This window comes from Enterobacteriaceae endosymbiont of Donacia cincticornis, from assembly GCF_012568845.1.
In the GTDB taxonomy this organism is placed as follows: domain Bacteria; phylum Pseudomonadota; class Gammaproteobacteria; order Enterobacterales; family Enterobacteriaceae.
In genome coordinates, this window is the sequence record NZ_CP046194.1 from 149109 (window position 1) to 175590 (window position 26482).

The following is a 26482-nucleotide window of genomic DNA, read 5'->3' on the forward strand; positions in this document are numbered from 1 at the left end:
TTTCCTATTATGGAAAAAATATATGATTCAAAAAAATTTGAACAAAAAATTTATAATTATTGGGAAGATAATAATTTTTTAAAAAATAATTTTAATAGTTCTAAAAAATGTTTTTCTATTATGGTACCTCCACCTAATATTACAGGTTATTTACATATCGGACATGCTTTACAATATACATTAATTGATATTTTAGTACGTTATCATAGAATGTTAGGAAAAAATATATTATGTCAGGTAGGAATAGATCATGCAGGTATTGCTACCCAAAATTTGATAGAACAAAAAATTTTTAATAAAACTGGGAAAACAAAAAATTCTTATAGCAAAGAATTTTTATTACATAATATTTGGAAATGGAAAAATAAATATTGTAAAATTATTTACAAACAAATGAAACGTTTAGGTTTATCTGCAGATTGGGAAAAAACAAGATTTACAATGGATGAAAAATTTATTAAATCTGTAAAAAAAATTTTTATTATTCTTTACAATAAGAATTTAATTTATAAAAAAAAAAGATTAATACATTGGGATCTAAAACTTAAAACAGTAATATCAGATTTAGAAGTAGAACATAAAAAACTTAAAACAAATTTATGGTACATAAAATATTTATTTACAGATAAAATTACAACTTGTGAAAAAAAAAATTATTTAGTAGTAGCTACAACTAGACCTGAAACTTTATTAGCAGATACTGCTATAGCAGTTAATCCTCTAGATAAAAGATATAATAATTTAATTGGTAAATTTGTAATTGTTCCTTTAATACATCGTAAAATACCTATTATTGCTGATCATTATGCTAAAATTACAAAAGGTACAGGATGTGTAAAAATTAGTCCTGCTCATGATTTTAATGATTATGAAATCGCAATTAAACATAATTTACCTTTAATTAATATTTTAGATTTAGATGGAAACATTTTAAAAACTTATCAAATATTAGGTAATAAAAAAAAAATTACATATTTTAATAAAAATATTCCTAATAATTTACAAAAAATAAATTTTCTTAAAGCAAGAAAAATAATAATAAATGAAATAATTAATGAAGGTTTATTAGATAGATATGAAATGAAAAATACATTAATTCCATTTAGTACTCGAAGTAATACTATTACTATTCCTATGTTAACTAATCAATGGTATTTAAAAACTAAAATTTTATCTAGAGAAGCCATTAATGCAGTAAAAAATAAAAAAATAATTTTTTTCCCTAAAAAATATAAAAATATGTTTTATGCATGGATGAATAATATTCAAGATTGGTGTATATCTAGACAATTATTATGGGGACATAAAATACCAGCATGGTATGATATAAAAAATAATATTTATGTAGGGAATAATGAAGAAGAAATTAGAAAAAAATATAATTTAGATAAAAATATTTTTTTAAAACAAGATACTGATGTATTAGATACTTGGTTTTCTTCTAGTTTATGGACATTTATTACTCTAGATTGGCCTAATAATAAAAATTTTTTTTTATTTCATCCTACTAATGTAATTATAAGTGGTTTTGATATTATATTTTTTTGGATATCTAGAATGATAATGATGACAATGTATTTTGTTAAAAATAAAGAGAATATACCTCAAATCCCTTTTAAAAACATTTTTTTAACAGGATTAATAAGAGATAATAAAGGTAATAAAATGTCAAAATCTCAAGGTAATGTAATTAATCCTATGTGTTTTATCGAAGGTAATTCTTATATTAAAACAATGAAAAATTTTAACAATCACTCCTTTTTAAAAAATAAAATATATGGAGCAGATGCTTTAAGATTTACATTAGCCGCATTATCGTCTACAGGACGTGATATTTATTGGGATATAACAAGATTAGAAGGTTATCGTAATTTTTGTAATAAAATTTGGAACGCAAGTATTTTTATTTTAAAAAACATAAAATATGAATTTATAAAAATAAAAAAAAATTTATCTATTATCGACAGATGGATTTGGTCTGAATATTATATTGTTATTAAAAAATATACAAAAGCATTAAATACATATCGTTTCGATAATGCAGCTAATATTTTATATAATTTTATATGGAATAAATTTTGTGATTGGTATTTAGAATATAGTAAAATAATTTTTCAGGAAAATAATCAATTAAAACATATTAGTATACATTATACATTATATAATATTTTCGAATCTTTATTAAGGTTATCTCATCCAATAATTCCATTTATTACTGAAGTAATATGGCAAAAAATAATTCAAAACAAAAAAAATAAAAATAGTATTATGATACAATCCTTCCCTAAAAGAAAAGATATTTTTATAGAAAAAAAAATAATAAGTATTTTTAATACTTTTATTAGTATGGTAACTATAATTCGTAATTATAGATCAGAAATGAATATCAAAAATAAAATAAAAATTAATTTATATGTAAAAAATATAAATGATAAATTTTATGTTTTTTTTAAAAAATATTTAAATGTTTTTAAAAAATTTGTAAATATTAATAATATTTTTTTTATAAAAAAAAATATTAATTTTCCTAATAAAACTTTTATTAATAATATAAATAGTATTGAATTTGCTATACAATTAAATAATAATTTTATTGATCAAAAAAAAATATTAAATAAAATAAATAAAAAAATAAATGAAAATCAAAAAATAATTAATTTTTTAAATAAAAATATTCAAAATCCATCTTTTTTATCTAAAGCACCAAAAGAAATTATAAAAAAAAATTTACAAAATTTAAAAAAAAGTAAAATTGTAAAAAAAGAATTATTACAAAAATTTTTTTTAATTAAAAATTTATAAAATTTTACTTTATATATATTTTATATTTTTTTTAAAAAAGGATTTATATTATGAATCAATTTTACAATAAACATTTTTTAAAATTATTAGATTTTTCTAAAAAAGATCTTTATAAATTAATTACAATTTCAGAAAAATTAAAATATAATAAAAAAAATTTTAAAGAAAAAAAATTATTAATTGGTAAAAATGTTATTCTTATATTTGAAAAAAATTCTACACGTACTAGATGTTCTTTTGAAATAGCTTGTTTTGATCAAGGAGTAAATATTACTTTTTTAAATACAAAAGATAGTCATATAGGTTATAAAGAATCATTAAAAGATTCTGCTAAAATTTTAAGCAGAATGTATGATGGATTAGAATATAGAGGATATTATCAAAAAAATATTGAAATATTAGCTAAATATTCAACTATTCCAGTATGGAATGGTTTAACAAATGAATTTCATCCAATTCAAATATTAACAGATTTATTAACTATTAAAGAAAATATAAAAAATAAAAACATAGATCAAATTAAATTATCTTATATAGGAGACATAAATAATAATATATCCTATAGTCTTATAGAAGCATCAATAATAATAGGTTTTACATTATATTTAATTTCTCCACAAAAACTTGAATTTAAAAATAATTTTTATATTAAAAATATAATAAATAAAATTAAATATTATAATAATATTCATATTACTAATAATATAAATATAGGTGTAAAAAATGCAGACTTTATTTATACTGATGTTTGGTTATCTATGGATGAAAAAAATTCATTTATTTTATGGGAAAATAAAATAAAACTTTTATATAATTATCAAGTTAATAAATCACTTTTAGAAAAAAGTGAAAATAATAATGTTAAAATTATGCATTGTTTACCTTCATTACATTCATATAATCATTATAAAAAATTATTTAATAAGAATATATTATCTAAATATAATTTATATAATGGATTAGAAATAACAAATGATGTTTTTGAGTCTGATAAAAGTATTATTTTCCAACAAGCAGAAAATAAAATTCATATAATTAAAGCTATAATGATTACTTCTTTATTAAAAGAAAATATTAACATATTTAATTAAATATTTTAAATTTTTATAAAAAAAATTTTTTTTAAAATTAAAAAATAAAATTTATGAAAAAATTATTTATATTTTTAAACTTTCTATTTTAGAGGATATTATGTAATAGAATGTTATTCTAACGAATATTTTATTTCTAGTAAAATATCTATTAATTTATTTACTAGATTAATTATTAGAAAAATTAATAAATTAATATTTAAAATTTTAAAAAATATTAGGTATATTTTAAAAAAATTTATATAAAAAATATAATTAAAATAATAATTTTTTAAAAACAAATTTAAATAATTTTAATAAAAATAATTTTTTTTATAAAACATATTTTAAAAAAAATTATAAAAATTATCTAACTTAAATTTATTTAAAAATATCTAATTTATTTAAAATATAAAAGTTAAAATTAAAAATATTGTAATAAAAATATAATTCATATTTTATAAGGTTTAATTAAAATGTTTTTATTTTTTAGATTAATATTCATAGTATTAATTATATTGTTATTTCCAATAACAAAAAAATATTTAAATAAGAAAAAAATTTATCAAAATACTATTTTTTTTTATAACTGGACAGAATATGTTCCTCAAGAAATTTTAAATCAATTTACTAAAGAAACAGGTATTAAAATTGTTTATTCTACATATGATTCTAATGAAAGTATGTTTACTAAATTAAAAACTTATAAAAAACAATCATATGATTTAGTTGTTCCTTCAACATATTTTATAGTAAAAATGAAAAATGAGGGTATGATACAAAAAATTGAAAAAAAAAAAATACCTAATTTTAAAAATTTAGATCCTAAATTTTTAAATAAATCTTTTGATTATAATAATGAATATTCTGTCCCATATATATGGGGTGCTACTGCTATAGGTGTAAATACAAAAAATATAGATTATAAACATATTAATAGTTGGAATGATTTATGGAATCCAAAATATTATAAATCTATTTCCTTAATAGATGATGCTAAAGAAGTATTCCAAATGTCATTAATAAAATTAAAATTACCAATAAATACTACTAATATTAATGATTTAAATAAAGCTTTTATAGAATTAAAAAAATTAATGCCTAATGTTATTTCTTTTAATTCTGATAATCCTGGATATTCTTTTGTTGAGGGATCTGTAAATATAGGTATGATTTGGAATGGATCTGCTTATGCTATTCAAAAATTAGGTATACCTTTTAAATTTATTTGGCCTAAAGAAGGTAGTATTTTTTGGATGGATAGTTTTGTTATTCCTAGCAATGCAAAAAATAAAGAAGGAGCCTTAAAATTAATTAATTTTTTACTTAGACCTGATATTGCTGCAAAAATAGTAAAAAAAATAGGTTTTTCTACTCCAAATTTAGAAGCAAAAAAATTATTACCATTAGAAATTATTAATAATAAGATATTATATCCTGATGATAAAATTATTAATAATGGTATATGGCAAAATAATAGTAATGTTTATATAAGTAAACAATATGAAATATATTTTCAAAAATTAAAAAATTTATAATATTAAATGTAAAAATTATTTTATATAAAATTAGATATATATTTAATTAAATTTTAATATTAAAGTATATTTTGTAATATATAAAATTATAAATTTTCTTGACATATTAATAAAATATAATATATATTACTTATAAATTTATTAATCCTCTGTAGTTCAGTTGGTAGAACGGCGGACTGTTAATCCGTATGTCACTGGTTCGAATCCAGTCAGGGGAGTAAAATATTTTTCAAATCATAAAATATATTTTATTAAATAATTAAATTATATTTTTTATAAGGTATATATATGATAATGAAATTAAACCAAATTTTAAAAAAAAAAATTATAATAGAAGAACTTTTTTCAATACAAGATGTAGTTCGTTGGATAGCAAGTTGTTTTAATATGGCCAATTTGTGGTATGGACATGGTAGTAATAATCCATGGGATGAAGCAATTAATTTAGTTTTACCTTTATTAGGATTACCTCCATATATTTGGAATATGGTTTATAAATCTAAATTATCTATTAAAGAACGTAAAATTATTTATAAATTAGTAATAAAACGTATAAAAAAAAGAATTCCTGTAGTTTATTTAACAAATAAAACTTGGTTTTGTGGGCATGAATTATATATTGATAATAGAGTATTAATACCTAGATCTCCTATTTCTGAATTAATTAATAATAAATTTAAATCAATTATTCCTTCTCATAATCATCCTAAACACATATTAGATTTATGTACAGGAAGTGGATGTATTGCTATTGCATGTGCATATTTATTTCCTAATGCTTATATAGATGCTGTAGATATTTCTTTAGATGCAATTAATGTGGTTGAATATAATATTCAATTACATGGGTTAGAAAATTGTATTACTCCTATATGTAGTAATTTATTTGATAAATTATCTAAATATAATTATGATTTAATTATTAGTAATCCACCATATGTAAATAAAAAAGATATAAATTTTCTACCAAAAGAATACTCATATGAACCTAAAATAGGATTCATTGCTAAAAATAAGGGTATAGAAATTATTGAAAAAATAATCTCTATATCACCTTTATATCTTAAAAAAAAGGGTATTTTAATTTGTGAAGTTGGAGATAAAATGATAAATATTATAGAAAAATATCCAAATATAAATTTTCAATGGTTAAATATAAAAAATGGAGGAATAGGTATATTTAAAATTGAAAATAAATAATATATATAAAATATAATAAAATATTATAGGAGCAAACTTGAATGTCAGGTAATAGTATTGGAAAATTATTTACAGTTACAACTTTTGGTGAATCACATGGTGAATCTTTAGGATGTATAATTGATGGTGTACCACCAAAAATTCCATTGACACTAATAGATATACAAAAAGATTTAGACAGAAGAAAACCAGGAATATCTAAATATATTTCTCCCCGTAAAGAATTAGATAAAGTAAAAATTTTATCTGGTGTGTTTAATAATTTAACAACTGGTACAAGTATTGGTTTATTAATAAATAATGTTGATGTTAAATCTGAAGATTATCAAAAAATCAAAAATATTTTTCGTCCTGGACATGCAGATTATACTTATGAAAAAAAATATGGTATTCGTGATTATAGAGGCGGAGGACGTTCTTCAGCTAGAGAAACAACGATGCGTGTTGCAGCAGGAGCTATAGCTAAAAAATATTTAGCTATGAAATATAATATAAAAATTAAAGGTTATTTATCTCAAATGGGTGATATTATTTGTAATTTTGATAGTTGGAAAGAAGTAGATAAAAATCCTTTTTTTTGTCCAAATAAGTATCAAATAAAATCATTAAAAAATAAAATTAATCATTTAAAAAATGATGGTGATTCTATAGGTGCTAAAATTACTATTATTATAAAAAATGTACCTGTAGGATTAGGAGAACCAGTATTTGATAAATTAGATGCTGAATTAGCTTATGCATTAATGAGTATTAATGCAGTAAAAGGTATTGAAATAGGTGATGGATTTAATTGTATAAATAAATTAGGAAGTAATTATAGAGATGAAATTAGAAATAATGGATTTAAAAGTAATAATTCAGGAGGAATTTTAGGAGGTATTAGTACAGGACAAAATATTATTATTAATTTTGCAGTAAAACCTACTTCTAGTATTTCTATACCATGTAAAACTATTAATTCACTAGGAAAAGAAACATATTGTGTTACACAAGGACGACATGATCCTTGTGTAGGAATAAGAGCTGTCCCAATAGGAGAAGCAATGGTAGCAATAATTTTAATGGATCATTTATTACGTTATCGTGCACAATGTGCTGATATTATTAATTAATATAAATAATTATAATTCGTCTATATTTTGAGATAAATAATTAACAATTCCGATAGGATTAGGAATTATACTTTTTTTACCTTTTTCCCATTGTGCAGGACATACATTACCATATTTTTCATTATGGTTTAAAGCATCAATCATACGAATTATTTCATTTATATTTCTTCCAAATGGAAGATCATTTACTAATTGATGTCTAATTATTTTTTTCTTATCTATTAAAAATACAGCTCTTAATGCTATTCCTAATTCAGGATGTTCAATACCATAAGATTTTTGAATATTTTTTTTAATATCAGAAATCATGATAAATTTAATGTGTCCAATACCTCCTTGATTAATAGGAGTATTACGCCAAGCATAATGTACAAATTGTGAATCACATGATATACCTAAAATTTTTACTTTTCTTTTTTGAAAAGAATCTAAATGTTTATTTAATGATATAATTTCTGTAGGGCAGACAAATGTAAAATCTAAAGGCCAAAAAAATAATACAGTAACTTTATTATTTATATAATCATACAAATTAAAATTATCAATAATAGATCCATCTTCTAAAACTACAGATGCCTGAAAATCAGGAGCTTTTTTTGTTACTAAAATCATATTTACCTCAATATATTATTTTTTTATAAAAAATTAATTATCAAATAAAAAATTTTACATTATTATTTTTAATAAAAAAATTTATCATTTATAATATGTTGTATATATTTTATATCAAATTATTATTAAAATTAATAATAATTATAATAATTTTTTATAATTTATTTATTAACCTATAAATATTATTAATTTTTTAATTTTTATATTATTAAAATTAATATTTTTTTTTAAAAAAAATAACAAAAAATTTTTTATTTTTATTTTATAAAAAATAAAATTTTAAATTTATAAATTTATTTTTAAATAAATAAAAAAATATTTATAAATAAAATTTATATTTTATATCATACAAGTTATACTATGAAATTTTTTAGTTTCCCACGTAAAAATTGTTAATTTATTTCCCCAACAACATCCGGTATCTAAACCTATAATATTTTTAGGAGTATATTTTCCACCTTGCAAATCAGACCAATGACCAAAAAATATTGTGTATTTTTTATACAAAATATTAGGAATATCAAACCATGGTTTTAATATTATTGAGTTAATATCATTAGGAGCTTTTTTAGTTAACATTTCTAATGTACCATTTGGATAACAATATCTCATTTTTGTAAATGCATTAATAATAAAACTAAAACGTTGGAATCCAATTAATTTATTTTTCTTCCAATCATTAATTTGATATTTTTCATTATTAATATAATCAAAAAAAATTTTATTATTTTTACTAGAAATAATATTTTTTGCTTCATCAGAAGCAGATAATATAATATGGATATCATCCCATTGAGGTGTAATACCAGCATGTGACATTAAAATTTTTTTCTCTTTATCATATTGTACTAAAGGTTGATATTTTAACCAGGAATTTATAATAAAATTTATTTTTGTATCTTTTAATAAATTTAAAACTAATGGATCATTAATATTGCTATTCATTGAACCTAAAAATAATGATATCAAATATAGATCATGATTTCCTAAAACTAATTTTACAGATTTTCGAATAGAATATAAATAATATAAAACTTTTTTAGAATCTGGACCTCTAGAGATTAAATCTCCTGTAATCCATAACTGATCATTTTTATCATTAAAACAAATTTTTTTTAATAGGGAAATAAATTCATTATAATAACCATGAATATCTCCAATAAAATAAGTAGTCATAATTTTTATAGATTATTAATTTTATTAATGTATATAAGTTTTTATCGCTAATCGAAAAATTGGAATATCTACATGATAAACATGATTATTTTCATCAATCATTATATAATGTCCTTGCATTATACCGATAGGAGTTTCCAAAATAGTACCACTAGTATAATGAAAATTGTTACCTGGTTTAATATATGGTTTTTTACCTATAACTCCTTCACTATATATTTGAGTTTTTTTACCATTTCCATTTGTTATAGTCCAATAACGACTAATTAATTGTAAAATTTTTTTTCCTAGATTATGAATAGTAATTGTATAAGCAAAAACATAACGATTAATTATAGGCATAGATTGAGATTCCACATAAATACTATGTACTTTTATATAAACTTGAGATAATAATGATTTCATAAGTTTATAACCTTTTATAATTTATTTTTAACCAGTTTGCTAATTGGCAATATTCTGATATTGAAACATCTTCAGCACGAATTTTATAATCAATACCTAAATAATTTAATTCTTCTATAGAAAATAAATCCATTAAACTATTTCTTAAAATTTTTCTTCTCATACTAAAAGCTTGTTTAATAATTTTTTTTAAAAAAAAAATGTTATTTATGTTATAAGAATTATTAATATAAGGTCTCATATAAATCATATTAGAAAATATTTTAGGTTTAGGATAAAAATTATTTGGTTGTATTTCTAACAAAGCTTTTGTTTTACAAAATAATTGGATCATAATACTTAAACATCCATAATTTTTACCTCCTGGATAAGCTGTTAAACGATTTACTATTTCTTTTTGCATTATAAAATGCATATCTTTAATATTATTTAAATAGTTAAATAAATAAAAAATTATTTTTGTAGAAATATTATATGGTAAATTACCAAATATTCGTATCCTTTTTTTATATTTTTGAATTAAAGGAAGAAAATTAAAATTTAATACGTTATGTAATATAATATTAATATTTGAATTAATTAAAATTTGTTTTTTTTTTAAAAAATTAACAAAATTTTTATCTATTTCAATAATAGAAATATTTTGATTATATTTAGTCATTGGTATAGTTAATGCACCTAGACCAGGACCTATTTCAACCATAATATGATGATATTTAGGATTTATTAAAGATATTATTTTTTTTATGATCTTTTTATTTACTAAAATATGTTGTCCATATTTTTTTTTAAAAAAAATTTTCATATTATGAATTCTATAATTAGATTTTTTTATAAACTATATATTATATATAGTTATATTAAATATTATGAATTAATATAATAAATTATTAATATATATTTAAATATATACGATTCATATTTTTTACTCAATAAATATTATTTTCAAAAAATAATTTTTTTAAAAAAAAATTAATATCAATAATTTACTTATTATCTGCTATAATAAATTTATTTAATACATTTATAAAATGAATAAATATCTATTCTAGATGTCAATTATTATTTTTTATTTATAGAAAAATTCTTAATAATTATGAATATAAATATTTTAGTTTATTAACTCAAATAATATTAGGAATTTTTTTTACTATATTAATAAATAATATTTTTGATTTTTATAATTAAAAACATCAATTTTTTTATATAAAGAATATAAAAAAAAAATATTTTAAAATTAATTTTAAAATTATGAAATATTTAAGTAAAATAAAGGTGATGTTACTAAACATGATATAGATTATACAGTAAAATTATTAAATCGAATAAATTTAAATAAAAAAATATAATTTTTATGTAAAAAGTTTTTTTATATAGTAAAAAAAATTACCTATTAATTAGTAAATGAAATTATCAAAATTTTTAAATTTCTTATTATACTCTAAATTTAATAAATAATTTTTTAGAAAAAAAATTAAATTATCATTTATTAATAAATACTTGTATTTTAAAATGAAAAATATTAAATATTATTTTCCAAAATTTTGATATATCAATATTTGATATTTTTTAATTATAAATAAATATATATCCATTATAATCATAATTATTTTGAAAGTAAAAAAAATATAAATAATAATAAATTAACTTTAAAAAAATCTTATAAATTATTAGAAATCAAATATAATAATAGTTTTTTAAATTTCAAAATAATATATCATAACTTACTTAGTAAGTATTATTCAAATGAATTAATATCAAAAAATTATTTACCAGAACAATTAAAATAAGCAAAAATAAAAAAACAAAACATATAAAAAACATATAATATTATAAAAAAATACATGAAATAAATTATATAGTTTTATTTATTTCAATAATAACTATTGTACATGCGTATTTTTTTTCATCTGAAAATGAAATATGAATTTTATATTTAAAATTCATATTTTTTAAAAAATTTAATGCTTGTTTATATAAAATTATTTTTGGTTTACCATTTTTACAATTTGATATTTCTATCTGATTAAAAAAAATGCCATTTGTGAAACCAGTACCTAAAGCTTTTACTGTTGCTTCTTTAGCTGCAAAAAATTTCGCTAATATTTTAATTTTATTATTATTTTTTTTATATATAGATAATTCATGTTTTGTTAATATTTTAAAAACAAAACGATTACCAAAACGCATAAAAATTTTTTTAATTCTATTAATTTCTATTATATCGATTCCAATACCAAAAATATTCATAATTTTAATTAAAATAATATTTTTATAAATTATTTAATTTTTATCCATATATTTAATTTTATTTTTTTTTTAAAAAATTTTTCTATATTTTTTTCAGATCTATTTTTAATTAACTTTATATTATGAGAATTTTTACCTATTATTATTTTTTTATGATTTATTTTTTTTACTAAAAATAAAATATTTATTTTATTTAATAAAATTTTAGAGAAAATTACTTTAATTTTAACTAAATATGGTATTTCTTTATGAATAAATTTTATAATATTTTCTCTTATAATTTCTTTAATAATTACTTGATCTGTTTGATTTGTAATATAATTTTTAGAATAAAAATGTTTTTTTTTAGGTAAATTATTATAAATAATACGATAAATATCATTTGTATATAATTTATATTTAGCTGAAATAATAAATAAATGGAAAATATTTATTTTCTTTTTAAGAAAATTAATATATGGTAATAGTATATTTTTATTTTTAATTTGATCAATTTTATTAATAATTAATATTATTGGTATATTAATTTTAGAAAGAATTTTAGTAAAATTATCTTCTATATAATTCCATTTATTTTTATCTAAAATAAATAATATAAAATCATATTTATTATTTTTTAATAATTTTAAAATTTTATTTTTATAAAATATATTTCCAGGAGTATCAATAAATTCTATTTGATAAATATCATTATTATAAACTCCTATAATATTATTATTTGTAGTATTTCTTTTATGAGAAACTATGGATATTTTTTTTTTTACTAAAAAATTTAACAGAGTAGATTTACCAGCATTAGTTCTACCTATTAGTAGAACACTACCATAATATGATGATATAATTTTCACATAAATAACCTTTTATATTATAAAAATCATTCTAATCCAAGTTTTCTTAATGCTTTTTCAGCAGCTGATTGTTCTGCTTTACGACGACTAGAACCTATACCTGTAATTATTTTTGATATACCACTAATTTTACATTGTATTGTGAATTTTTGATTATGTACTTCTCCATTTATTTGTAAAATAAAATAATATGGTAAAGGAAGATGTGATCTTTGTAAATATTCTTGTAATCTTGTTTTAGGATCTTTTTGGTTATTACCAGGTAAAATTTTTTTTAATCTAAATTGATACCAAACTAAAATAATTTTTTCTACTACTTTAATATTACTATCTAAACATATACTTCCTATTAATGCTTCCATCGTATCTGCTAAAATAGATTCTCTATTATATCCTCCATTTTTATATTCTCCTGGTCCTAAAAACAAATATTCACCTAATTTAAATTCTCTTGCAATATTTGCTAGAGTATTACCTTTAACTAAAGAAGCACGCATACGACTCATATTACCTTCATTTACATCAGGAAATTTATTATATAATGCTTTAGCTATTATATAGCTTAATATAGAATCACCTAAAAATTCTAATCTTTCATTATGTTTACTACTTGCACTTCTATGTGTTAAAGCTTGATATAATAAATCTTGATGATTAAAAATATAACCTAATTTTTTTTGTAATTGATTAATCATAATAAAATTTATTTAATTGTATTCTAATCTAAAATTAGATAAAAATTTTTTTTAAAAACTAATTTATTTTACATATTCTATTAAATTTTATTTTATAAAACCATAAATGTGTTGTTTTTTGAATACTTAACCAAATAAACATAGCTTTCCCTAATAAATATTTTTCATGGACAAAACCCCAATATCTACTATCAAAACTATTATCACGATTATCACCCATAACAAAATAACATTTTTTAGGAACTTTCCAAGTATATAAAGAAAAATTTTTTTGTTTATATATTTTTTCATCTATTTTATTTTCTATTTCAGGTGTAAATAAAATTTTATGTGGTAATTTATTTATATATTCTGTGTATTGAAAATATCTTATATTTCCAAATTTATAAAATTTTATAGAATTTTTTTTTAAAAAAACATATTTTTTTTGAGTAATATTTTGAAATTTTTCAAAATATTTACTTTTTTTTAATTTTTTGTATCTAAAAATATTTTTTTTAATACATTTATCATTATATAATGTAATTTGTTTATTTCTAGTATTATAGATAATTGTATCTCCTGGTAATCCAATAATTCTTTTAATATAATTTATTTTAGTATTTTTAGGATATTTAAAAACAACTATATCACCTCTTTGAGGTGATTTATTTTTAATAAAAATTTTATTATTAAAAGGATTTTTAATTCCATAAATAAATTTATTTACTATAATAAAATCACCTACATCTAAAGTAGGCATCATAGATTCAGAAGGTATATAAAATGGTTCATATATAAATAAACGAATAATTAAAATTAATAATACAATAAAAATTGTAGAAAATATTTGATTAATTAAAAATTGTATTTTTTTCATAAATTATCATCTAATAATAGATATCATATTTTTGTAAATAAAATAATATAAAATTTTTTTTAAAATTTTAAAATTATTTTTTAAACTAATTATTTTGTTATTTTTAACATATCTAAAAATATTGAAGATGGTAAATAAATATTACCAATATTTTTCATACGTTTTTTACCTTCTTTTTGTTTTTGAATTAATTTTTTTTTTCTACTAACATCACCTCCATAACATTTAGCAATTACATTTTTACGTAATTGTTTAATATTTGTACTAGAAATAATTTTTTTACCAATAGCAGCTTGTATTATAATATTAAATTGTTGTCTAGGAATTAATATTTTAAGTTTTTCTATTAATAAACGACTATAAGAATAAATTTTATTTCTATACGTAATTGTTGTTAATGCATCAACACATTTTTTATTAATTAATATATTCATACAAACTAAATCAGATTTTTTAAATTTTAAAAAACTATAATCTAATGAGCCATAACCTTTCGTAATAGATTTTAATTTATCAAAAAAATTTATAATAATTCCAATCATAGGAATTTCATATATTAAAATAACATTATTATTATGATATATAATATTTTTTTGTATACCATATTTACTAATACATAATTTAATAATTTTACCTATATATTTTATAGGAGAAAAAATTTTACATTTTAAAATAGGTTCTCTTATCTCTTTAATTAAATAAAAATTTGGAAATTTAGATGGATTATCTATATATAAAATACTATTATTTTTCATTTTTATTTCATATTTTACTGAAGGTATAGTTATGATAATATCAATATTATATTCTTTTAATAATCTTTGTTGTATAATTTCCATATGTAATAAACCTAAAAAACCACATCTATATCCATATCCTAATATTTCTGAATTTTCTGGTTCAAAAAATAAAGAAGAATCATTTAAACTTAATTTTTTTAATGCATTACTAAATATAATATATTCATCTGAAATTATTGGAAATAATCCTGCAAAAACTTTAGGTATACTTTTTTTAAATCCAGAAAGTATCTTACTAGATGGATTGATATATGATGTTATTGTAGCACCTACTGGAACCTCAGTTATATTTTTTACTCCTAAAACTATCCAACCAACATCACCACATTTTAATTCATTTAAAATTTTTTTTTTAGGGGTAAAAATACCTATTTTTTCTATGAAATATTTTTTTTTTGTATTTAAAATAATAATTTTCATACCTTTTGAAATTTGTCCATTTTTTATACAGACTAATGCTATTACTCCTAAATAATTATCAAACCAAGAATCTATGATTAACGCTTGTAATTTTTTTTTAATATTTCCTGCAGGTGGAGGAATTTTTTTTACTATATTTTCTATTACTTTTTTTACACCTAAACCTGTTTTAGCTGAACATTTAAGAAAATTTTTAGATTTAATTCCAGTAATTTCTTGTATATCATTTTTAATTTTTTCTATATCTATAAATAATAGATCTATTTTATTAATAACTGGCAATACTTTTAAACCCATTTCTAAAGCAGTTTTACAAGTAGATATTGTTTGTGCTTCTATACCTTGTGAAGCATCTATTAATAATAAAGCTCCTTCACATGCAGCTAAAGATCTAGAAACTTCATAAGAAAAATCCACATGTCCTGGAGTATCAATAAAATTTAATTTATAAATATTATTATTTTTTGATTTATATTGTAAAGAAACACTTTGTGCTTTTATCGTGATGCCTCTTTCTTTTTCTAAAACCATACTATCTAAAACTTGTGATGTCATTTCTCTTATAGATAATCCCCCACAAATTTCTATTAATCTATCTGCAAATGTTGATTTACCATGATCAATATGAGCAATAATCGAAAAATTTCTTATATTTTTCATAAAATAATTATTTTAAACCCTATTTATATAAAAAATAAATTTTTATTTATACTTGGATGCCTCTTTGTTTAAGTAACATATTACAATTTAATTTTCTACCACTAAACTTTTCAAATAAAATCATAGGATCTATAGAACTACCTAAAGATAAAAAATTTTTTAAAAAATTTTGACCTATTGTTTGATTAAATAAACCATTTTTTTTAAAATGATAGAATGAATCTGCTGCTAATTGTTCTGACCATAAATAACTATAATATCCTGCGGCATATTCTCCACCAAAAATATGGTGAAAAGTATTTGTATATTTATACCAACTTGGAATAGTAGAAATTGTCACAATATCTTTTCTTATTTCTTTAATTAAATTTGATATTTGATGATTTTTTTTTAAAGAAAATTCGTTATGAATTCTTATATCAAATAAACTTAATTCTATTTGACGCATAAGTAATAAAGCAGAATTATATTTTTTAGACGTAATTAATTTATTTATTAAATTTATTGGCATATCTTTATCTTTTTGATAATGTTGAGAAATTAGTTTTAAAGGTTCATATTCCCAACACCAATATTCCATGAATTGACTAGGAAATTCTACAATATCTAAAGGTAAACCATTAATACCAGATATATTAGGTATATTAATACAAGAGGTAATATGATGTAAAGCATGTCCAAATTCATGAAATAAAGTTAAAATATCATTATGATATAATAAAAAAATATTATTTATTGAAGGAGTAAAATTACAATTAATAAATGCTACTGGATGTTGTAAAATTCCATTAGCTTTTAAAATTCTAGATTGACATATATCCATCCATGCACCACTACGTTTTTCTGCACGAAAATATAAATCAAAATAAATACTTCCACACATTTTGTTATCACAATCAAAAACATTAAAAAACATCACATTTTCATCCCAAACTGGAACTTTTTCTAATATAAATGATAAACCATATATATTATTAATAATTTTAAACATACCTTTTATTACAATATTAATTGGAAAATATTCACGAATAATATTATTATTTATTCCATATAAATAAAATTTATATTTTTCTGCGAAAAAAGATACATCCCATGCATTAATATGTACTACATTATACTTTTTCTTAATAAATTTTTTTAAATTTAAAGTTTCTTCTATAGCTTGTTTTTTTGATAATTTTAATAATTTATATAAAAAAGATAGAACTTTATTTACTTTTTTTGCTGATTTATTTATTAGAGATTGTTCAGAATAAGAATGATATCCTAATAAATTAGATAATTTTAAACGTAAAGACAATTCTTTTTCTATAATTAATTCATTTTTATATAAAGTATCATCATCTAATGATGATGCTCTTGTACTATATTTATAATATATTTTTTTTCTTAAATTTTGATTATTACAAAATGTTATTATTGATAAATAAATTGGATCATCTAAAGTTATTAGATAACCCTTTTTATTTTTTAATAAAGCATTTTGATGCATAAATTTAATTATATAATCTGGGATACCATCTAATTTTTTTTTATCTAAAATATATTTTTGAAATTTTCTTGTACTATCAAAAATATTATTATTAAAATTATTTTGTAAATTTAATAAATTTTTAATAATTTGTACATATAATTTTTTTTTTTCTTGATTTAATAAAATTCCTGATAAGTTAAAATCTCTTATAATATCGTTAATAGATTTAATTTTTAATTGATTTAGATTTAAAATATTTTGATTTTTTTGAACATAAATATATGCTTTATATAAAGATAAATTTTGTTTAAACCATATATTATAATCAGTTATTATTTTGATAATAATTTCATAATTTTTTCTAATTTTTTTATTATTATTAACATAATTTAAATGACTAATAGGAGCAAAAATACGATATAAATTTTCTTCTAATTCTAAAATTTTTTGACAAAAATTTTTCCAGTTGTAATTATTTTTATTTTTTTTTAATATTTTATTAATTTTTTTTTTAATATTATTAATAGTATATATAATAGCTGAGATCATACAATCATTAGTAATTTGATTAAATGGAGGTAATAAAAAATTTGATAACAAGGGATTATTCATAATTAATTTCCAATTTATATAACAATATAATTTTAAAATATTTATTAAATATATAATAATTTTATAAAAAAAAAAATTATATTTTATTTTTCATAATAAATATTTATTATATGTTTAATATTAAAAAATATAATTTTGTTTATTTATTTCAAAAAGGAAAATACTAGTAGCCACAGAAACGTTTAAAGAATTTACATTATTAGATGTAGGAATAGAAAGTAATATATCACAATTTTTTTTAATAATAGATTTTATTCCCTTATTTTCTGATCCCATAACTAAACATATTGGATATTTTAGTTTATAATTATAAATTGTGTTATTTACTAAATTAGTATCAGTACCTACAATAAAAATATTAAAAGATTTTAAAAACTTAATAATATTAACTAAATTTTTTACAAAAATTATAGGTATATTATCTGATGTTCCACAAGATACTTTTTTTACTGTAGCATTTATTTTAGCAGAATATTTTTTAGGTAAAATAATCATATTTACATTAAAAGCAACAGCACTTCTTATACAAGCACCTAAATTATGAGGATCTGTAATACGATCTAATACTAAAATGAATATTTTTTTAGAAAAATTAATAATATTTTTTATATCTTTTTCTTTAAAAAATGTTAATTTATTTAAAAAACCCATACATCCTTGGTGTACACTATTATGTGTTTTATTATTTAACCATTTTTTATCTACTTTATGTATGTTTATATTATATTTTTTTACATAAAAAAATAATTCTTTAATTTTATTAGATTTTTTTTTACTATTTAAAATAAATATTTCTTTAAAAGAAGAAGGTTTTGTTTTTAACATATTTAAAATAGGATGTATACCAAAAATAATATTTTTCATTTTATATTAAATATTAGTAGATAATTATATATATTAATATATAATTTTTTGATTTTAAAAATTATTTTATTTTTTTTAAAATAAATTTTATAATAAAATCATATGCTTTATAAATGTTATCACTATCGAACCAATAAATATTTTCCCAATGACGTAACCAAGTTAGTTGTTTTTTTGCTAAATGACGTGTTGAAATAATAGTTTGTTGTATCATTTCTTTATAAGAAATTTTATTTAAAATATAAAAAAACATTTGTTTATATCCAATACAACGTATGGCAGGAAAATTTATTTTTAATAATTTAAATTTTATAAGATTACTTACTTCTTTTTCAAAACCTAATTCTAACATTTTTAAAATTCTAGTTTCTATTTTTTGATATAAAATTTGACGATTATAATAAGTTAAACCAAATTGGTATATTTGATAGGGAATTTTATTTCCAGAAGTTTTTTTTAATTTACTTAAAGTTTTGCCTGTTAAAAAAAAAATTTCTAAAGCTCTTATAATTCTTTGTTTATCATTTAAGTGAATTTTATTTGCAGATTTAATATCTATTTTTTTTAACATATCATGATATGATGTATATAATTTATTTTTTATTTTATTTGTAATCATATTACGTATATCAAGATTTGACGCTGGTAATAAAGGAGATATAGTATTAATTAATGTTTTATAATAAAACATACTACCTCCAACTAATAAAGGTATTTTACCTCTTTTAGTAATATTATTCATAATATTCAAAACATCATTATAAAATTCTATAACTGAATATTTTTCATAAGGTTCTTTTATATCGATTAACCAATGTTTTTCATAAAAATAATCATTTTTTTTAGGTTTATCTGTTCCTATGTTTAATTTTTTATAAATTAAGGAAGAATCTACACTAATTAATTCTATTGGTAATTTTTTAGCTAAACGAGTGGCTAAATAAGTTTTTTTAGAAGCCGTTGTACCCATTAAAAAAATAGCTAACGGGAGTTTATTAATTTTAATATTCATATTTTTAATTATATTTCTATTAAACAAAATAATTCTTTTATTATTAAATTATTATTATTTAGAATTAATAATTCTAACTCCATTAATAAATCTATTATTTTATAATTATCCCATATAATACATAAATTATTAATACAATTAATTAATAAATTTGTAATTATTTGTAAAGATATTATTTTTATATTCATAATATTTTTTATTAAATTTAAAAAAATTTTTGTTATATCACAATATGATAAAAATATAGGTACATAAATAATATGTAATATATTTTTATTCTTTAATAAAAATTTAAAACCTAATTTAAATAAAATCTGTTTTATTTTATATAAAAAATAATATTCTTTTTCTGTTATATCAATTTTAATATTTATTTCAAAATTATTAATTATAATTTTTTTTTGTAATAATAATTGAAATTTTTCTTTTAAAAAAAAATAAAACAATTTTTTAATTATAATAAAATGTAAAGAATTATCTTTTTTTATAATAATAAAACTATTCTTTATTATTGTAAGAAATTTACCAAAATTTTTAAAATAAAAATTTGGTTTATTATCTAAATAAACTATTTTTTTTTTAATTATATTATCAAATAAAATATTTTCTACATTAGAAAAAGATTTAGGATATTTCAAATTTATTTGATTCTTTTTTTTAAAAATACAAATTTCTTGATTTTTATTATTTATTACTTTAAAATTATTTTCATACAAAATTTTTGTAATATTTTTATATATAAAATTATATATTAATGGTGTATTGTAAAAACAAATATCAGTTTTTTTAGGATGTATATTTATATCAATTTTATTTGATTCTATTTCTAAATATAATAAAAAAGAAAAAGCATAATTTTGACCAAATTTATTTTGAATTGTTTCTTTAATTGTACGATATAGAAAATTATTATTTATAATACGATTATTTACATAAAAATATTTAAATAAATTATTTGATATTTTTTTTTTATTAAAAATAATTATTCTTCCATATAATTTTAATTTTTGATCATTTACATTTACTTTTAATGAATTTTTTAAAAAATTATTACCAAAAATTATTTTTATTCTATTTATATAAGAAATATTATCTGTAATCTTTTTAAAATTATAAATAATTTTATTTTGATATTTAAATTTTATTCCTATTTTTAATTTCATTAAAAGAATTTTTTTAATAATATTTTTTATATAAATAAATTCTATTCTATCATTTAATAAACATAATCTTCTAGCTGGTAAATTATAAAAAACATCAGATATAATAATAGTTGTTCCAGTAGGGTGTGAAATAGGATTTAAAGAAATTATTTGTTCATTAAATCCTTCTGTATATAATTTCCATGCAAATAATTGTCTTAATGTTTTAGATATGATAGTCATTCTGGATATAGATTTTATACTAGTTAAAGCTTCCCCCCTAAAACCGAAACTATTTAAAAAATTAAAACTATTTAAATTATTTATTTTACTTGTAGCATATTTTTTTATACATAAAATTAAATTTTTTTTATTCATACCTATACCATTATCATTTATATGAATATATTTTCCTCCTTTTTCTATATGTAAATTTATTTGTGATGCTTTTGCATCAATACTATTTTCAATTAATTCTTTGACTATAGTTGCTGGTCTATCGATTACTTCTCCTGCAGCTATTTTTTTTATTACATTTTTAGGTAAGATTTTAATAGACATGTATTTTTTAAAAAAAATTTTTGATTAATATAATCATTTATATATATTACTAAGCGGGAAACGAGATTCGAACTCGCGACCCCAACCATGGCAAGGTTGTACTCTACCAACTGAGCTATTCCCGCTAAAACTTAATAATGTATGTAATAAAATACAATTTATCATATAAAATTTATATTTTATTTGTCAATATATTTTTAATATTATTTTTTTTAAAAATATATTTTTTATAAAATTTTAGCTCATTTATAGAGTCATTAATATCATCATAAGCTCTATGAAAAGAATTTTTTTTTTTTAGTTTTAAATAAATATTAGGATACCAATTTTTTACAAGTTCTTTTATTGAACTTACATCAATATTTCGATAATGAAAATATTTTTCTAAATTTGGCATATAATTAAATAAAAACATTCTATCTTTATATATACTATTACCACATAAAGGGGATTTATTTGGGTTAATCCATAATTTTAAAAAATTTAATATATATATTTCTGTTTTTTTTAAATCAAATTTACTATTTTTAACTTTTGTAATTAAGCCATTTTTTTTATGAATATTTTTATTATAAGTATTCATTAAATTTAAAATATTATCAGGTTGATATATTGGAATAGTTAAACCTTTATTTATAATTTTTAAATTAGAATTAGTAATAATAATAGCAATTTCTATTATATGATCCTTATTAGGATTAAGACCTGTCATTTCCAAATCTAACCATATTAAATTATTGTTTAATTTCATAAATAATATCTTTATATTAATTTTTGATTAAAATTAAAATTTTATATACTTAAAATATAAAATTCTTTATATTAAAATATTACATAAAACATTTTTTTATAATATGAAAAAAAAAATATATTTATATATACAACGTTTTTTACCAAAATTATTTGTTACAAATATTTTTGGATATTTATCAAAAAAAAAATTGAATATTATAACTACTTTTTTTATATTTTTATTTATAAAATTTTATAAAATAAATATGAAAGAAACAAAATATCCCAATATTTTTTATTACAAAACTTTTAATAAATTTTTTATTAGAAAGTTAAATATGTTTAATAGACCTATTGATAATAATAAAAATCATATTATTCATAATTCAGATGGTATAATTAATGAAATTGGTTTTATAAAAAAAAATAAACTTTTTCAATTTAAAGGTTGTAAATATTCTTTATATAATCTTATAGGATATAATAAATATATAAATAAAATTTTTACTAATGGAAATTTTATTAATGTATATTTATCTCCTAAAAATTATCATAGAGTACATATGTCTTATAATGGAATTTTATTAAAAATGATATATATTCCTGGAAAATTATTTCCTGTTAATAACATAATTACAAATAATTTATGTAATTTATTCGTTTTGAATGAAAGAGTAGTTTTTTTATTTAAAACAAAATTTGGTTTTATGATTAAAATTTTGATTGGTGCTCAAATAGTTGGTAGTATTCATACTTCTTGGTATGGTTCAATAGTACCTCCTAGGAAAAATAAAATTTTGACTTGGAATTGGCCATATATTAATAATTTTAATAAAAAAGATTTTATTTTTTTAAAAAAAGGTGAAGAAATGGGTTATTTTGATATAGGATCAACTGTTATTACATTATTTCCACCTAAAACAATTAAATTTAATCCTATTCTAAAAAAAGGATTTAAAATAAAAGTTGGAGAATTATTAGCATCATTTTAATAAAAAATAATTTTTTCTTTAAGATTTAATGATAGAAAAGCTTACAGATTTATGAATAGATTTTTGTTTTAACAAAAACATAATAAATCTATCTAAACCTAAAGCCATACCTGAACAATGAGGTATGTTACCATATTTTATTGATTTTAAAAAAAGAAAATCTATCTTTTTAGAAGATAATCCCATTAAATTTCTTTTAATATTATCTTGATCAAACCTTTTTTTTTGTTCTAAAAAATTATTTAATTCATGGAAACCATTTCCTAATTCTACCCCTTTAAAAAAAACTTCAAATCTATTTGCTAAATGTTTTTTTTTACTTATAGTTTCTGTAGTTTTTTGTGATGATGGAAAATGATATATTATCACAGGATTTTTTTGACCTAATTTAGGCACAATATATAAATCAAATAATATTTCTATATAATTATGAGTTATATTTTGATTCGAATCTTTATTATTATTTTTTACAAAACCTATATCTCTTATTAAAGATAAAATTTTTTTTTGTTGAACATGAAAAGGATTTATATTTAAATATTTTAAAAAAATATTTTTATATGAATATTTTTTAAGTTTATTAAATCCAAATTTTATAAAAAATTCATTTACTTCTAACATTAATTGTGATAAATTGTAATTAATATGATACCATTCTAATATAGAAAATTCTGGGCTGTGATATTTTCCAAATTCTTCATTACGGAAACTATGGCATATTTGATAAATAGATTTATTTATATTTGATGCAAGAATTCTTTTCATATGATATTCAGGACTAGTTATTAAAAATAATTTTTTTTTTTTTTTATTATTAATAAAATTTGTATTAAATTGACTTAAATAAGGACTAGTATTCTCAAATTGAGTTAGTATCGGTGTTTCTACTTCAATAAATTTTTTTTTATCAAAAAAATTTCTTATTCTTTTTATTATAAAAGAACGTTTAATTAAATTATGTATTTTAGTACTAGTTTCCCAGTTAAAATTATTCATTTTTTTTTATAAGTTATTTATTATTTAGCACGAGAAATATATTTTTTTTTTCTTATATCAATTTTAATTAAATCTCCAATTTTAATAAAAGGTGGAACTTTAATTAATTCCCCATTACTAATGGTTGCTTGTTTATTATGATTAATTACTGTATTTCTTTTTACTATATAATCTGTATGAATTACTTTTAATTTAATAAAATTAGGTAATGTTAAAAATATAGGAATTTGATTCCAAAATGTTATTATATAATTGTAATGAGGAATTAGCCATTTTTTTTTATTTTTAATAACTTGATTACTAATCATAATTTGTTCAAAACTATTTTCATACATAAAGTAATAAAAATTATTTTTTTCATTATATAGATATTTTAATTTTTTTTCTAAAATATCAGCAGTATCTAAATTATCAGTTGATTTAAAAGTTTTATCAATTAATTTTTCTGTAATTAAATTACGCATTTTTAATCTAACAAAAGCTTGTCCTTTACCAGGTTTTACAAATTCACTATGTTCTATAATATAAGGTTGATTTAAAAATATAAATTTCATTCCAATTTTAAAATTATTACTAGAGTAATTGATCATTTTTTTTCTTTTTTAAAAAAAATATTAATTTATAATATAGTATATTTATTCAGATAAAAAATTTTTATGAAAGAATTATGGTTACAACAACTATCAAATATTATTAATAATAATACTGATTTAATTAAAATTACACAAATAACAAAACAAAACAGTAAATCATTTTTATATAGAAAAAAAAATATAAATTTTAATGTTAAAATACCTGTTATTTTTATAAAAAGAATAGAAAAAAATAATCATAAAGATCCAATTTTATTACAATTTATTTTTCATAAAAAAGAATTAATTACAAATAAAAAATATAATAGTAATCCTTTAAATGAACAATTTATCATACCAGGTATGATACATAAATATAAAAATAGAGTATTAATTTTAATTACGGGAATATGTGCAGTACATTGCAGATATTGTTTTCGTAAAAATACTAAACAAATAAGTTCAATTAAATTATGTCATTGGTATAAAATAATTAATTACATAAAAAAAAACAAACAAATTAATGAAATTATTTTTTCTGGAGGAGATCCATTAGTATTAAATGATTATAAATTAAATTTTTTTATTAATGATATAAAAACCATTTCTCATATAAAAGTATTAAGAATACATACAAGAATAATATGTATTATTCCTGAAAGAATTACTGTTAATTTAATAAAAATTTTGAGTAAATGTAAATTTCATATTGTTATAGTTACTCATATTAATCATTCTAATGAAATTACTGAAGAATTATTTAATAAAATTTTACTTTTAAAAAAAGTAGGTATCACATTATTAAATCAAAGTGTTTTATTAAAAAATATTAATAATAATGATAATATTTTAATTAAATTAAGTAATAGTTTATTTGATATTGGAATATTACCATATTATATTCATTTATTAGATAAAGTAGAAGGAAGTAAACATTTTAATGTTTCTAAAAAAAAAGCCCAAAAAATCATACAAAAAATATCATTATCATTATCAGGATTTTTAATTCCTAAATTAACTAAAGATATTTATGGGAAAAAATACAAAAAACTTATTGTATAATAAATTTTTATAAAAA

Annotated in this window: 23 protein-coding genes and 2 tRNA genes; 8 read left to right on the plus strand and 17 right to left on the minus strand. The window is 17.9% G+C overall.

Features of this window, described 5'->3' with window-relative positions; translation table 11 throughout:
- Positions 1 to 9 precede the first annotated feature (9 nt).
- The 6 genes from GJT99_RS00745 to aroC all read left to right on the plus strand — a co-directional run bounded on the left by GJT99_RS00745 (position 10) and on the right by aroC (position 7722).
- Positions 10 to 2802 (plus strand): valine--tRNA ligase, encoded by a 2793-nt coding sequence (locus tag GJT99_RS00745; RefSeq protein WP_168893820.1) that lies wholly within the window; start codon positions 10 to 12, stop codon positions 2800 to 2802.
- Between the two features lie 50 nt (positions 2803 to 2852).
- Positions 2853 to 3893 carry an ornithine carbamoyltransferase gene (gene argF, locus GJT99_RS00750; RefSeq protein WP_168893821.1) on the plus strand — a complete coding sequence of 347 codons (1041 nt, stop codon included), beginning with the start codon at positions 2853 to 2855 and terminating at the stop codon, positions 3891 to 3893.
- 455 nt (positions 3894 to 4348) lie between these two features.
- Positions 4349 to 5410 (plus strand): extracellular solute-binding protein, encoded by a 1062-nt coding sequence (locus GJT99_RS00755; protein WP_168893822.1) that lies wholly within the window; start codon positions 4349 to 4351, stop codon positions 5408 to 5410.
- A gap of 145 nt (positions 5411 to 5555) precedes the next feature.
- Positions 5556 to 5628: transfer RNA gene (locus GJT99_RS00760), tRNA-Asn, on the plus strand.
- A gap of 76 nt (positions 5629 to 5704) precedes the next feature.
- Entirely contained in the window at positions 5705 to 6610 is a 906-nt protein-coding gene (prmB, locus tag GJT99_RS00765; RefSeq protein WP_168893823.1) for a 50S ribosomal protein L3 N(5)-glutamine methyltransferase, read from the plus strand.
- Positions 6611 to 6651: 41 nt separating this feature from the next.
- Entirely contained in the window at positions 6652 to 7722 is a 1071-nt protein-coding gene (aroC, locus tag GJT99_RS00770; protein WP_168893824.1) for a chorismate synthase, read from the plus strand.
- Between the two features lie 9 nt (positions 7723 to 7731).
- Here aroC and GJT99_RS00775 read toward each other — a convergent pair whose 3' ends face one another.
- From GJT99_RS00775 to orn, 15 genes are all read right to left on the minus strand, one after another.
- The gene (locus GJT99_RS00775; protein WP_168893825.1) at positions 7732 to 8334 is read right to left on the minus strand and encodes a peroxiredoxin; all 603 of its coding nucleotides are present in this window, start codon (positions 8332 to 8334) and stop codon (positions 7732 to 7734) included.
- Between the two features lie 339 nt (positions 8335 to 8673).
- Positions 8674 to 9510, minus strand: a complete 837-nt coding sequence (locus GJT99_RS00780) for a symmetrical bis(5'-nucleosyl)-tetraphosphatase (protein WP_168893826.1) — start codon at positions 9508 to 9510, stop codon at positions 8674 to 8676.
- Between the two features lie 24 nt (positions 9511 to 9534).
- Positions 9535 to 9915, minus strand: a complete 381-nt coding sequence (gene apaG / locus GJT99_RS00785) for a Co2+/Mg2+ efflux protein ApaG (protein WP_168893827.1) — start codon at positions 9913 to 9915, stop codon at positions 9535 to 9537.
- A 4-nt stretch (positions 9916 to 9919) separates the two neighbouring features.
- Positions 9920 to 10720: a 16S rRNA (adenine(1518)-N(6)/adenine(1519)-N(6))-dimethyltransferase RsmA gene (gene rsmA, locus GJT99_RS00790; protein WP_168893828.1), complete on the minus strand. Its 801-nt coding sequence runs from the start codon at positions 10718 to 10720 to the stop codon at positions 9920 to 9922.
- 1049 nt (positions 10721 to 11769) lie between these two features.
- Complete coding sequence (gene acpS / locus GJT99_RS00795) at positions 11770 to 12165, minus strand: holo-ACP synthase (RefSeq protein ID WP_168893829.1); 396 nt, start codon at positions 12163 to 12165, stop codon at positions 11770 to 11772.
- 29 nt (positions 12166 to 12194) lie between these two features.
- A complete protein-coding gene (gene era, locus GJT99_RS00800; protein WP_168893830.1) occupies positions 12195 to 13013 on the minus strand; it encodes a GTPase Era in 819 nt (272 codons plus the stop codon).
- Positions 13014 to 13039: 26 nt separating this feature from the next.
- On the minus strand, positions 13040 to 13720 hold the full coding sequence (gene rnc, locus GJT99_RS00805) for a ribonuclease III (RefSeq protein ID WP_168894088.1): 681 nt from the start codon (positions 13718 to 13720) through the stop codon (positions 13040 to 13042).
- A gap of 46 nt (positions 13721 to 13766) precedes the next feature.
- A complete protein-coding gene (gene lepB, locus GJT99_RS00810; protein WP_168893831.1) occupies positions 13767 to 14567 on the minus strand; it encodes a signal peptidase I in 801 nt (266 codons plus the stop codon).
- 89 nt (positions 14568 to 14656) lie between these two features.
- Positions 14657 to 16447: a translation elongation factor 4 gene (lepA, locus tag GJT99_RS00815; RefSeq protein ID WP_168893832.1), complete on the minus strand. Its 1791-nt coding sequence runs from the start codon at positions 16445 to 16447 to the stop codon at positions 14657 to 14659.
- A gap of 46 nt (positions 16448 to 16493) precedes the next feature.
- Entirely contained in the window at positions 16494 to 18533 is a 2040-nt protein-coding gene (locus GJT99_RS00820; RefSeq protein WP_168893833.1) for a M3 family metallopeptidase, read from the minus strand.
- Positions 18534 to 18653: 120 nt separating this feature from the next.
- On the minus strand, positions 18654 to 19397 hold the full coding sequence (gene rlmB / locus GJT99_RS00825; protein ID WP_168893834.1) for a 23S rRNA (guanosine(2251)-2'-O)-methyltransferase RlmB: 744 nt from the start codon (positions 19395 to 19397) through the stop codon (positions 18654 to 18656).
- Between the two features lie 61 nt (positions 19398 to 19458).
- Positions 19459 to 20409: a tRNA (adenosine(37)-N6)-dimethylallyltransferase MiaA gene (miaA, locus tag GJT99_RS00830; RefSeq protein WP_168893835.1), complete on the minus strand. Its 951-nt coding sequence runs from the start codon at positions 20407 to 20409 to the stop codon at positions 19459 to 19461.
- A gap of 8 nt (positions 20410 to 20417) precedes the next feature.
- Positions 20418 to 22112 carry a DNA mismatch repair endonuclease MutL gene (gene mutL, locus GJT99_RS00835; protein ID WP_168893836.1) on the minus strand — a complete coding sequence of 565 codons (1695 nt, stop codon included), beginning with the start codon at positions 22110 to 22112 and terminating at the stop codon, positions 20418 to 20420.
- Positions 22113 to 22164: 52 nt separating this feature from the next.
- A tRNA-Gly gene (locus tag GJT99_RS00840) sits at positions 22165 to 22237 on the minus strand.
- Between the two features lie 47 nt (positions 22238 to 22284).
- The gene (orn, locus tag GJT99_RS00845) at positions 22285 to 22863 is read right to left on the minus strand and encodes an oligoribonuclease (protein ID WP_168893837.1); all 579 of its coding nucleotides are present in this window, start codon (positions 22861 to 22863) and stop codon (positions 22285 to 22287) included.
- 103 nt (positions 22864 to 22966) lie between these two features.
- Between orn and asd the strand changes: the two genes are divergently transcribed.
- Complete coding sequence (asd, locus tag GJT99_RS00850) at positions 22967 to 23836, plus strand: archaetidylserine decarboxylase (RefSeq protein WP_168893838.1); 870 nt, start codon at positions 22967 to 22969, stop codon at positions 23834 to 23836.
- A gap of 18 nt (positions 23837 to 23854) precedes the next feature.
- Here asd and epmA read toward each other — a convergent pair whose 3' ends face one another.
- Together epmA and efp are read right to left on the minus strand one after the other, a co-directional pair.
- On the minus strand, positions 23855 to 24832 hold the full coding sequence (epmA, locus tag GJT99_RS00855; RefSeq protein WP_168893839.1) for an elongation factor P--(R)-beta-lysine ligase: 978 nt from the start codon (positions 24830 to 24832) through the stop codon (positions 23855 to 23857).
- 20 nt (positions 24833 to 24852) lie between these two features.
- Positions 24853 to 25422: an elongation factor P gene (gene efp / locus GJT99_RS00860; RefSeq protein ID WP_168893840.1), complete on the minus strand. Its 570-nt coding sequence runs from the start codon at positions 25420 to 25422 to the stop codon at positions 24853 to 24855.
- A 66-nt stretch (positions 25423 to 25488) separates the two neighbouring features.
- Here efp and GJT99_RS00865 point away from each other — a divergent pair, with 66 nt between their 5' ends.
- On the plus strand, positions 25489 to 26466 hold the full coding sequence (locus tag GJT99_RS00865) for a KamA family radical SAM protein (RefSeq protein WP_168893841.1): 978 nt from the start codon (positions 25489 to 25491) through the stop codon (positions 26464 to 26466).
- Positions 26467 to 26482 lie beyond the last annotated feature (16 nt).

What these genes read in the sequence shown, in the direction of transcription:
- asd (WP_168893838.1), top strand. Translation starts at nt 22,967, where the DNA reads ATGAAAAAAAAAATATATTTATATATACAACGTTTTTTACCAAAATTA.
- GJT99_RS00780 (WP_168893826.1), bottom strand. Translation starts at nt 9,510, where the DNA reads ATGACTACTTATTTTATTGGAGATATTCATGGTTATTATAATGAATTT.
- acpS (WP_168893829.1), bottom strand. Translation starts at nt 12,165, where the DNA reads ATGAATATTTTTGGTATTGGAATCGATATAATAGAAATTAATAGAATT.
- orn (WP_168893837.1), bottom strand. Translation starts at nt 22,863, where the DNA reads ATGAAATTAAACAATAATTTAATATGGTTAGATTTGGAAATGACAGGT.
- lepA (WP_168893832.1), bottom strand. Translation starts at nt 16,447, where the DNA reads ATGAAAAATATAAGAAATTTTTCGATTATTGCTCATATTGATCATGGT.
- rlmB (WP_168893834.1), bottom strand. Translation starts at nt 19,397, where the DNA reads ATGAAAAATATTATTTTTGGTATACATCCTATTTTAAATATGTTAAAA.
- GJT99_RS00820 (WP_168893833.1), bottom strand. Translation starts at nt 18,533, where the DNA reads ATGAATAATCCCTTGTTATCAAATTTTTTATTACCTCCATTTAATCAA.
- rsmA (WP_168893828.1), bottom strand. Translation starts at nt 10,720, where the DNA reads ATGAAAATTTTTTTTAAAAAAAAATATGGACAACATATTTTAGTAAAT.
- GJT99_RS00865 (WP_168893841.1), top strand. Translation starts at nt 25,489, where the DNA reads ATGAAAGAATTATGGTTACAACAACTATCAAATATTATTAATAATAAT.
- aroC (WP_168893824.1), top strand. Translation starts at nt 6,652, where the DNA reads ATGTCAGGTAATAGTATTGGAAAATTATTTACAGTTACAACTTTTGGT.
- argF (WP_168893821.1), top strand. Translation starts at nt 2,853, where the DNA reads ATGAATCAATTTTACAATAAACATTTTTTAAAATTATTAGATTTTTCT.
- efp (WP_168893840.1), bottom strand. Translation starts at nt 25,422, where the DNA reads ATGATCAATTACTCTAGTAATAATTTTAAAATTGGAATGAAATTTATA.
- miaA (WP_168893835.1), bottom strand. Translation starts at nt 20,409, where the DNA reads ATGAATATTAAAATTAATAAACTCCCGTTAGCTATTTTTTTAATGGGT.
- mutL (WP_168893836.1), bottom strand. Translation starts at nt 22,112, where the DNA reads ATGTCTATTAAAATCTTACCTAAAAATGTAATAAAAAAAATAGCTGCA.
- apaG (WP_168893827.1), bottom strand. Translation starts at nt 9,915, where the DNA reads ATGAAATCATTATTATCTCAAGTTTATATAAAAGTACATAGTATTTAT.
- GJT99_RS00755 (WP_168893822.1), top strand. Translation starts at nt 4,349, where the DNA reads ATGTTTTTATTTTTTAGATTAATATTCATAGTATTAATTATATTGTTA.
- GJT99_RS00745 (WP_168893820.1), top strand. Translation starts at nt 10, where the DNA reads ATGGAAAAAATATATGATTCAAAAAAATTTGAACAAAAAATTTATAAT.
- GJT99_RS00775 (WP_168893825.1), bottom strand. Translation starts at nt 8,334, where the DNA reads ATGATTTTAGTAACAAAAAAAGCTCCTGATTTTCAGGCATCTGTAGTT.
- prmB (WP_168893823.1), top strand. Translation starts at nt 5,705, where the DNA reads ATGAAATTAAACCAAATTTTAAAAAAAAAAATTATAATAGAAGAACTT.
- epmA (WP_168893839.1), bottom strand. Translation starts at nt 24,832, where the DNA reads ATGAATAATTTTAACTGGGAAACTAGTACTAAAATACATAATTTAATT.
- lepB (WP_168893831.1), bottom strand. Translation starts at nt 14,567, where the DNA reads ATGAAAAAAATACAATTTTTAATTAATCAAATATTTTCTACAATTTTT.